Source organism: Chlorogloeopsis sp. ULAP01 (assembly GCF_030381805.1).
Lineage (GTDB): Bacteria > Cyanobacteriota > Cyanobacteriia > Cyanobacteriales > Nostocaceae > Chlorogloeopsis.
Genome location: NZ_JAUDRH010000031.1, coordinates 1 through 9681 on the forward strand (window position 1 = coordinate 1; position 9681 = coordinate 9681).

At 39.6% G+C, this 9681-nt stretch carries 9 protein-coding genes; 3 read left to right on the forward strand and 6 right to left on the reverse strand.

Going from position 1 to position 9681, the window contains the following annotated elements:
- Nucleotides 1-120: 120 nt before the first annotated feature.
- Nucleotides 121-696 carry a TIGR04376 family protein gene (locus tag QUB80_RS34790; RefSeq protein WP_289794030.1) on the reverse strand — a complete coding sequence of 192 codons (576 nt, stop codon included), beginning with the start codon at nt 694-696 and terminating at the stop codon, nt 121-123.
- Between the two features lie 232 nt (nt 697-928).
- Here QUB80_RS34790 and QUB80_RS34795 point away from each other — a divergent pair, with 232 nt between their 5' ends.
- Nucleotides 929-1444: a hypothetical protein gene (locus QUB80_RS34795; protein WP_289794023.1), complete on the forward strand. Its 516-nt coding sequence runs from the start codon at nt 929-931 to the stop codon at nt 1442-1444.
- Nucleotides 1445-1699: 255 nt separating this feature from the next.
- On the opposite strand, the gene QUB80_RS34800 is transcribed toward QUB80_RS34795, so the two are convergent.
- Complete coding sequence (locus QUB80_RS34800; RefSeq protein ID WP_289794024.1) at nt 1700-2827, reverse strand: glycosyltransferase family 4 protein; 1128 nt, start codon at nt 2825-2827, stop codon at nt 1700-1702.
- Between the two features lie 955 nt (nt 2828-3782).
- Here QUB80_RS34800 and QUB80_RS34805 point away from each other — a divergent pair.
- Nucleotides 3783-4112, forward strand: coding sequence for an oxidoreductase dimerization domain-containing protein (locus QUB80_RS34805; protein ID WP_289794025.1), 330 nt, complete (start codon nt 3783-3785; stop codon nt 4110-4112).
- Between the two features lie 19 nt (nt 4113-4131).
- On the opposite strand, the gene QUB80_RS34810 is transcribed toward QUB80_RS34805, so the two are convergent.
- The 4 genes from QUB80_RS34810 to QUB80_RS34825 form a co-directional block, all read right to left on the reverse strand.
- Nucleotides 4132-5259: a Gfo/Idh/MocA family protein gene (locus tag QUB80_RS34810; protein WP_289794026.1), complete on the reverse strand. Its 1128-nt coding sequence runs from the start codon at nt 5257-5259 to the stop codon at nt 4132-4134.
- Between the two features lie 73 nt (nt 5260-5332).
- Nucleotides 5333-7228 (reverse strand): transketolase, encoded by a 1896-nt coding sequence (locus QUB80_RS34815; protein WP_289794027.1) that lies wholly within the window; start codon nt 7226-7228, stop codon nt 5333-5335.
- Between the two features lie 616 nt (nt 7229-7844).
- On the reverse strand, nt 7845-8582 hold the full coding sequence (locus QUB80_RS34820) for a hypothetical protein (protein WP_289794028.1): 738 nt from the start codon (nt 8580-8582) through the stop codon (nt 7845-7847).
- A gap of 174 nt (nt 8583-8756) precedes the next feature.
- The gene (locus QUB80_RS34825; protein WP_289794031.1) at nt 8757-9086 is read right to left on the reverse strand and encodes a hypothetical protein; all 330 of its coding nucleotides are present in this window, start codon (nt 9084-9086) and stop codon (nt 8757-8759) included.
- Nucleotides 9087-9479: 393 nt separating this feature from the next.
- Here QUB80_RS34825 and QUB80_RS34830 point away from each other — a divergent pair, with 393 nt between their 5' ends.
- The gene (locus QUB80_RS34830) at nt 9480-9587 is read left to right on the forward strand and encodes a pentapeptide repeat-containing protein (RefSeq protein WP_289794029.1); all 108 of its coding nucleotides are present in this window, start codon (nt 9480-9482) and stop codon (nt 9585-9587) included.
- Nucleotides 9588-9681: the final 94 nt, after the last annotated feature.

The following is a 9681-nucleotide window of genomic DNA, read 5'->3' on the forward strand; positions in this document are numbered from 1 at the left end:
CGCCAAGACTGCGACCCCCTCACCGCTTTGCGTCTACGCCGGGAACCGCCAAGACGGGGGCTGCTTCACCGCACTGGCTCCGCAAGGGCGCACTGCTCTCTGCCCTCTGCCTTCCCATCTCTACTTTCCCATATTCCGCTTCATCTGTTCCAACTCAGCCTCTGTTTCCCAACGCCGGAATTTCTCCTCTAGGGGATCGTAGCCACTATAATCGGTTTGAGGTTGATTCCACCAACCAGAAGTTTCTAAGCGCTGCTGTGCTTGGGCTTTGGCACGGGCTGTCTGGGCTTCGGTGGCTTTTGCTTGTACTTCCTGTCGCCGTTGTTGAATTTTTTTTAGTAAATCTTGGGCTTGGCTGATGCGTTCCTTCAATCCTTGCATATGTCCCCAAAGCTGATTACCTTGGCGTAACAGTGCGGCTTCTCGCTCACCTGCTGCTGCTGCTAAATCTTGTCTGTTATTTGCTTTGGCTTTTTGGACGCGGATATGCCACTTTTGGATTTCTTGAGCAGTGGAGAGAATTTCTTCTTGCGATCGCTTCTCTTGCAATTGCAAATCTGCAATCAGCTTTAAAGTGTCTTCTTCTTGCTCACGTAGTTGTTCTAACAACGCTTCTAGCTCCAAATGCGGATTGCTTCGCAAGAATTCTTCTAAACGATTTTCTAGAAACCGACTCAAATCATCAAATAAGCCCACTGCCAGAACTCCAGTCAGGTATCTCACTTTATTGTAGTCGTTATTATCCTAGCCCAAACCTACTCAGGTGATTATTTTTATCTCAATGCCAAACTTCTCTCTCTAGGTTGAAGTTTTCAACCATCACTAATTCTTATCGTTTGATTAAAAAAGTGGCTTTTAGATGGAGCGATCGCAAAAGTCAACATCTCTTTTAAATAGCTGGAAAATACAATCACTTTGGCATAATATTATGAATTATCTTGTTGCAGTTTTACCAGATAGAATCAAAGCTGAGGAAGCTTACTCTGCTCTAGAAAAAGAAGGTTTACCTACCAACCAAGTGGATATTTTAGGTCAAGGTTACAAAAGTGCTGATGAATATGGGTTAATCAACCCCAATTTACAAGCAAAAAAAGGAGCAAAGCGCCTTTCAATCTGGCTGATTCCCTTCGGTTTTATAGCAGGTTATGCGTTTAACGTTTTAACAGGCATCGAAATATTTCCTATTGGCAGCTTTGGCAATCACATTTTCGGTGGAATTTTAGGAGGTGCTGCTGGTGCTTTGGGTGCATACTTAGTCGGTGGAGGAGTCGGATTGACTGTTGGTAGTGGAGATGCGCTGCCTTACCGCAATCGCTTGAATGAGGGCAAATATCTGATCGTTGTTAAAGGTACTGAAGAATTAACTCGTCAGGCAACCCGAATTTTACGTCAATTTGAACCAGAGAATTTGCAAGGCTATGTCGAACCAACAGGAGTGGCGTAAATTATCAATTCGTAATTCGTAATGTAGTAATTACGAATTATGAAATGAATTAATTATGTATAATCTGAATTCAAATGGTAAGCAAAAATCATATTTTAAAAATCAGCTACAGATAGACATAGATAAACACAGATGATTTATGTGTGTCCATCTGTGTCCATCTGTATTCGTTATCACCTAAAATTTTAATTTTGCAATCAATCCATTACTTAGTGCAATTCTAGGTGAGTTCGGCTAATTCACATTCAACGTCATTTACATTTTTGAACGCAACTTTGGTAAACGAATTTGTTCGTTTAGTTGCTGCTTATTCTTAAAGTCATCAAAGATGGTGACTTTTCCATTTTGAGCTAATCGTTCTGCCACAAGTTGTCGATAAACAGCTTCGTAGCCATCTACCATTTTTTGTACACTAAAATTTTTCTCAACGTGCTCTCGACAAGCATAACGATCTAGCTCAGTTACTTTGCTCACAGCATTGACACATTCTTCAATACTGTTACAAATAAAGCCCGTTTTACCGTCGGCAATTACTTCTGGAACAGAGCCAAAGTTCATAGCGATAACTGGTGTTCCTGCTGCCATTGACTCTACCATCACTAATCCAAACGGTTCTCGCCAAGTGATAGTAAACAGAGTTGCTACCGCACCTCCCATCAGAGCGTTTTTTTGAACATGGTTTGCTTCGCCCAAATACTCAATCTGCTTACCATCAATCAAAGGCTTAACTTCTTGTTCAAAATACTCCACATCAACAATATCCACTTTACCCGCCATCTTTAAACGCCAACCAGCTTGTTTGGCTATTTGTATGGCTATATGTGTTCCCTTCTCTGGTGAAATTCGACCTAAAAATGCTAAATAAGGGGGTTCTTCTGGTTGGGGATGAAATTTATGGCTGCTAACATCAATGCCATTGTAGACAGTTGCTGCATAATTCAACCCTAATCTTGGTTCGCGCTGTGCATTGGAAATACTTACGTAGGGTTGAGATTTGGCATATTGAAACATTTTTTCGTTGTCGGGTGTAAAGATACCGTGCAACGTAGTAACTGTGGGTGTATTTACTAGTTTTGTATAAGGTAGAGCACTACAACCCATGTGTGAGTGAATCACATCAAACTCTTCAGCCCGTTCAAACACCCAAGCTAGTTGCAACATTTCATAAATGCCGTACTCTTTAACTGTAGAGTCTAGTCTTAATGCACGGGGATGAACTGATTGAAGTTTGGCGAGTGTAATAGAGTCTCCCGATGCAAATAGCGTGACTTCATGTCCACGTCGGACTAATTCATCGGTTAGTAACCCCACTACTAGTTCTGTACCGCCATAGCCTGGAGGTGGAACTCTCTCCCAGAGTGGAGCAATCTGAGCAATTCGCATAAAAGACTCCTGAAAGTTAAGATGATAATTAAAATGAGGTTATTTTCCTCGAAAAAGTGTTTATGAGCGACTCAATTAAATATGAGAGCTTAGTTTGTACACCTTCTTGAACTGGGAATAATACAAACTTTATAGTTTCTCTAAGAAAAATTTTGTCTACCCAAGGTGAGGAAATCATATCTCCCAGGAGGAAAAAGTTATTTGAATTAACTTAAAATCTTCTATATATTCATATTGTTTATATCTTTTGGGAGATGACAACTTAATTTGTCAAATCTATTTATGATAATTATGGATAGTCTAGATGACATTAAATATAACTCCGCTAAATTGGATACAAGAATAAAAAGTTAGAAGAATTAATATCAATCTGAAACTCAATCTCAGCATTCACTCTCAAATTTAATTAAATAACTCTTTTTATCCTGCAAAATATAGGTGAAATCGTTAGAATATAAATAACTAGCATTTGCGAGGCGATTGACAAGCCAATAAAAATGGTTAACGCTGACGCAATTACTGCTACTAGGGTAAAAGACTTTGATAACTAATCGGGAATAGGAATAGCCTTTGTTTAACCTAAAGAAGAAGGTTAGGCATAGGGCGATATATTGATGTCCTATTCTTTAATCCCTTGTACTAAACCTGCTCATTTAAAATCGATTCTAAAAACACGCCTATGAACCGTCTCACAAATTTATTTCAAAACAAAGCTGTTGTGTGGATAAGTGTTTTGCTCCTACTAGTTGTTTATTGGACTGTAGTTAATATAGCCATGTAGATAAAAGGGAACAGAGAACAGAAAAGTTTAAAATGGGAATTTCAAACCCAACCCTCTCCTTGTAACAACTGCGAAGATAGATTTTAGACTCCCAATAAGGGAATAGATAAATTAAGACAACAGGCTGGGTTTTCCTTTTAGAAAAGCCCAGTCATTTTTATATTTTTAAAGGGAATGGGGAACAGGCAATTCTACATTCCCCTCAGCACCGTAAATAGAGCAATTATCAATGGTGAAGCGGAAGGATTTGTCAAAATTCACGTTAAAAAAGACACCTACAAAATTTTAGGAGCAACAATAGTAGCACGTCATGCCAAAGAGAGGATTAATGAAGTCACTCTAGCAATGACAAAGAATTTGGAATTAGGAGCGATCGCTAAAACAATTCACCCCTATCCCACCCAAGCAGAAGCGATTCGTAAAGCCACCGATGCCTATAACCGTAAGCATTTGACTCCTGGAGTGAAAAAATTAACTTCTACTTGGCTAGCGTGGAGGCATTAGGTAGATATTATAGTGTCAATTATGACTTTCCCGAAGGATCAGCAGCATTAACTAAATCTGGCTGTTCGCTAGCGGGGCGTTGAATCACCTGTTCAGCAGTTGGTCTTGTTTGCTCTCTAAACTGATGAAGTTGCACAGGTTTACCCGTTTGTGCTGATGCATTAATTGCACGGATGATGCGAACATCAGCCAACCCTTCTTCACCAGATGGTTCTGGATCTTTACCAGTTAACACGCAATCTGAGAAGTAGACGATTTCTGCGGCGAACTGATCTCCGACGGGAAAAAATTGTTCTTGTGTCTCATTATTGATGGTAATTTGTTGCTTTAGTTCTCCTTGATAGGAGTATGCCGAATCCATCCGCAAGTCGCCTTTAGTTCCTGATACTTGCAAAGTAGAAATTGGTGCAACGCCAAAGCTAGAAGTAAAAGTTGCCAGCTTATCACCAGGAAAACGTAGAATCGCACTAGTCATTTCGTCGGCTTCCTCAAAGCGCTTTTCGCCGTTATTGGCACAAAAAGCCACTACTTCTGTTGGTTCATCTTGAAACAGATAACGAGCAGCATTAATACAGTAAATGCCCATGTCGTAAACTGTTCCACCACCATTGGAAATTGGTTCTAACCTGACATTACCTTCAACAACCTCCTGAGAAAATACAGAGTTAAAAATGCGGGGTTCACCAATTTTCCCTGATTTGAGAATTTCCACTGCCTGCATATTTGCTTTGTCAAAATGCAAGCGATAGGCAATCATTAATTTGACATTATTGTTTTTGGCAGCACGAATCATTTGTTCACATTCTTGTTCTGTTACTGCCATTGGCTTTTCACAAAGTATATGCACCCCTGCATTTGCTGCTTTTACAGTATATTCACAATGCAGATGATTGGGCAGAGCAATATACACTGCATCCGCTGCGCCACTTCTTAAAAAGGCTTCGTATTCTTCATAGATAAAAGCGGGAACTCCATACTTATCGCTCAGTTCCTTACGTTTGACTTCATCTTCAGAAAACAATGCTACCAATTCAGAGTTTTCAGCGTTGGCAAAGGCGGGTAGAACTGTTTCTTGGGCAATCCAACCTAGCCCGATGACAGCATAACGAACTTTGCTTTTACCGTTAGTTTGGTGCGCGTTTGTCATTTTTTACCTCCAAATGCAAAATTTCCGCTTATGTATTTGTTAGAAAATGGAAAAGTTTATTTTCTGCCTACCTTTAAGCAGATGCTCCTACTGGTTGTTTGAGTAAAGATTTCGCGGCAGCAATAATTGCATCTGCATCTATCTTGGCGGCGTGTAGCAATTCTTCCGGCGTACCCGATCCAGGCATTTCTCGTACTGCTAAATGCACGACTCGTAACTTTGCCCCTGTATAATTAGGTGCGGTTTCAGTACCAGCAAAAGCTTCAAGTACTGCTGCACCCAACCCGCCTTCACTCCAGTGGTCTTCTACTACAATTAGGTTACCGTTCGTATCGCTAACTGCTTGGTAAAGAGTTTGTGCATCAATCGGTTTGACTGAGTAGAGGTCAATCACACGTATAGAAATGCCCTGATTGTTAAGTTCTTCATACGCCTTGAGGGCTTCGTGTAAAGTTACACCTGCTCCAATCACTGTTACTTGGTCATGATTAGAACTGCGGATGACTTTGCAACCTCCAATTGGAAATTCCTCGTCAGGACTATAAATCACTGGGGTTTTCATTCGGGTTGTTCGCAAGTAAACGATACCTTCGCAGTCAGCCATTTGAGCTACCAATTTGGCTGTCTGGTTACCATCGCAAGGATAAAGGACGGTGCTACTCCATACCGATCGCAAGGATGCAATATCTTCCAATCCCATTTGAGAGGGGCCATCCTCACCAATAGATACCCCTGCATGGGAACCTACTAGTTTGATATTGGCACGAGAGACAGCTGCCATGCGGATAAAATCGTAAGCACGGGTGAAGAAGGCTGCAAAGGTAGAAGCAAAAGGCTTGTATTTCCGTACTTGCAAGCCTACCGCCGTTGCCACCATCTGTTGTTCGGCAATATACATCTCAAAATAGCGGTCTGGATGAGCTTCAGCAAAGTCTTCGGCATAAGTGGAATTACTGACTTCAGCATCAAGAACTACTACATCAGCCCTTGTTGCTCCCAGTGCTTTGAGGGCTTCACCGTAAGCTTTGCGGGTGGCAATGGAATGACCTTGTTTGTAGGTTGGCAGTTGTAATGATTCCGATTTTTCTATATAAGCTGGTTTAGCTTGGGTATCGGGTTTTTCTACTTCAATCGTGATCTGACGTTCACCACCAAGTTCGGTGATCGCTTTTTTGGCTTCCTCTTCTGGTAGTGTCTTACCGTGCCAACCACCAATATCCTCAAAAGCTTTTACTCCTTTGCCTTTGATGGTTCGCGCTACAATTGCCGTTGGACAGACAATATTACTGGTAACTTCAGCATAAGCTTCGTCAATTTCTGTTAAATTGTGTCCGTCAATTTCAATCACATTCCAACCAAAAGCTTTAGCGCGATCACAATATGCTTGAGTATTCCACCCCAACATTGTTTGTCCGCGTTGCCCTAAGCGATTAACGTCAATAATGGCAACTAAATTTGATAGCTTGTAGTGTCCTGCCAGTTCAAAACCTTCCCAAACCGAACCCTCAGACATTTCACTATCGCCCAGTAGTACCCAAATGCGATAAGATAATTGGTCAAGATACTCTCCTGCTAAACCTATACCAACACCCATAGGTAATCCTTGACCAAGGGAACCAGTCGCCACATCTACCCAAGGTAAGACGGGAACGGGATGTCCTTGCAAAGGACTACCAAACTGACGCAGTGACATTAACTCTGCATCAGAAATAGCTCCTGCGGCTTTGTATAAGGCGTATAGTAAGGGTGAAGCATGGCCTTTAGAAAAAATCAGGCGATCGTTGTTAGCATAATCCGGATTGCTGAAGTCGTAACGCAGATAATTAGATAATAGTACTGCTATTAAGTCAGCAGCAGACATTGAAGAAGTTGGATGTCCTGATCCGGCGGCAGTTGTGGCGCGAATACTATCTATACGAAGTTGCTGCGCCAGTTCATGCCATGCTTGCAGTTGTTCAGCAGTAGCCATAACCAAATTTCCTCATAGAGGCACAAATTATTTAAACTGAAAACCAGCACCAGTTATCCACAAGCTAGGAAGCTGGCATTGGTTAAACAAAACAAGTTAGTAAGTAACTGGGCGTAAATCAACATAACCAACATAACAATGAGGTTTATTAGCCGTTGGTAATTGTTGGATGATGTTACATACAACTAGTAATAAATAACTAATCGTTAACCCCCAAAAATTGCCATGAGAAACAAGGTACTCAAAGCCTACCTGTTATAATTTTTTTATTAAGAGAGTAGAGCCTACTTTTGAGAAATATCTTCCTTCTAAATTAAATACAGATAAATATAACTCCATCCTCCTAGCGACTGAGAAGATTATGCACTTCATAAAAAATATTTTCTTGACAGCTTAAATATCGAATAGTTTGCTTTTAAGTCAACAATAATCTTAATTAAAGTAAAATAAAATTTATCTTTTATAAACTTTTATTTCTAAGATATCTATTTATAAATTAGAGTCCCACTTTTCTAAACTATGTAAACACAGAATTATTGGAAGAGGAGACTCTTGTATTTCATCAACTTGAGGTATAAACCGCAAGTGTTTGTTGTCGTTGTGATAATCCTATAGGTTATCGTCTACGAATCGCTATTGTGTAACTTGGTCGTTGCGATGGTTCTCTTTGAGTTTTTACTAACCGCAACTCATGATCTACATATAAATGCTCCAACACTGGAGTAGCCAAATATGTTTTTTCAAATTTCTTAATAGTATTTCTGTCCAAATTTTCTAATTTGAGTACTTTTGGTAAGCCTCCTGTTTGTAAGGCTTGCTTAATTTTTGAGTTAACTATATTTGTAAACCAATCATCAGCATCGTCAATAGTCAGAGGAATTTCTCTATTTCTAAATGCCTGGAAAATACCTACATTTTGAATTCGCCAATTATTCTCGCAGACTGCATATTTTTGCATTACCATGAAATCATAACTAGGTAACTTTGAAGTTACATTTTTCCAGAACGAAGACTGTTGACCTGGTGCAAAACGAGCTATATTAGCGTACAAACCATCGTCATGAAAAATTTGATAAGATTGTTCGCGTATCCGCCCTGGTAAAATGTCATGAAAAGGTATGGTAGACCATACTGGTGTCCAAACCCCAAGTACAACTGGCAATTGGTCTTCAATTACAGGAAAGGGATTACGCTGCATCAATTCTTCAAAATACGGCTGTAATTCTTCTTGATAAAGTTTGACTTTAGTCTTTAAATTTTCTATGTCTCTATCTACAACAAGTTCCAACAGTTCATTTTTAAGGTCTTGTGTACTTAAATAACTAAATTTATTTCCAACTATAGTATTGACCATTTTTAATAACACTCCATGGTTTAAATAAGAAGTTAGCTTTAGTTGCGATTACCTAAAATAAATTATCAGTAAGCCTAAACCTAACAAAATATAGTTTTGAGGCTTACTTATCCGTATATATAAAGTGAGAATTTAGCAATTAAAGCAAGCCTCATAATATCCAAGTGTAGGTTACTACCACCAAATGCGATTTCCGTTTTCGTCAACTCGCGCTTGCCGTATTACATCAGAAATTTCTTTGGCATCTTTGATATGGTGGAGCGCCTTTTTTTCTCCATTCGGGTACTCAACAATAAAGTAAGTAGGAACTTTAATCCAGTCTCCTGTAATGTCAGGAACATCTACAGCAACTTGTTTCGCTTTTTCTTCAATATTTTGGGGGCGATCGGCAATCCTATCTCCTGGATTTACCGTTAAGTTTCTTTCCTTAACGTTCGGCTCTTCTTGAGAATGCCAATCTTCGCTTACTGGCTGATTGATTGGACTGTCTATCTGGCTATTCATAAAGCTATTTTTTGATGTGACTGTTGGTTTATGCATGACTACAATCACTCTAGACAATCAAAATTTCAATCGGCTCTTTCGTCAGAGAGAGTTTCTGTTAAAGCAGAGATGATTAACCAGTTTATTTCTATAGAAAGACATTTGTTTAATCACTAAATTTTTTATACCTAGTACATACAAAATATAACTTTGCTAATTTCACAGATTCCTACAAAAATTAAATAATGCTAATGAAGCGATAGCAACTCTTGTAATATCTGTCACCTTATTATCAGCATCTAATTCCTAATCAAAAACTTTACTGGTCAACGCTTCAAACTTGGGAGAGATTTGTCTTAGTTCGTCAACTAGCTAAATTGTAGTAGTCAAAGAATTAAAGGATAATAAAAACTGATGTCTGTAGCTGTCAAAAAAGGAATGAGTTTGTCTACAGAAGAAGCAAATTTGACTGGAGCTAATCTCAGTGGGGCGAATCTCAGTAGTGCAGTTGAGAAGAAGTAAATTTAACGTGAATTCGACAGAGTTAAAAAACAGCAGGAGGTAGGGCAGGTAAGTCTTTGGGGTAGATGTCGAGGGAAGGTTTTTTGGGCAGATA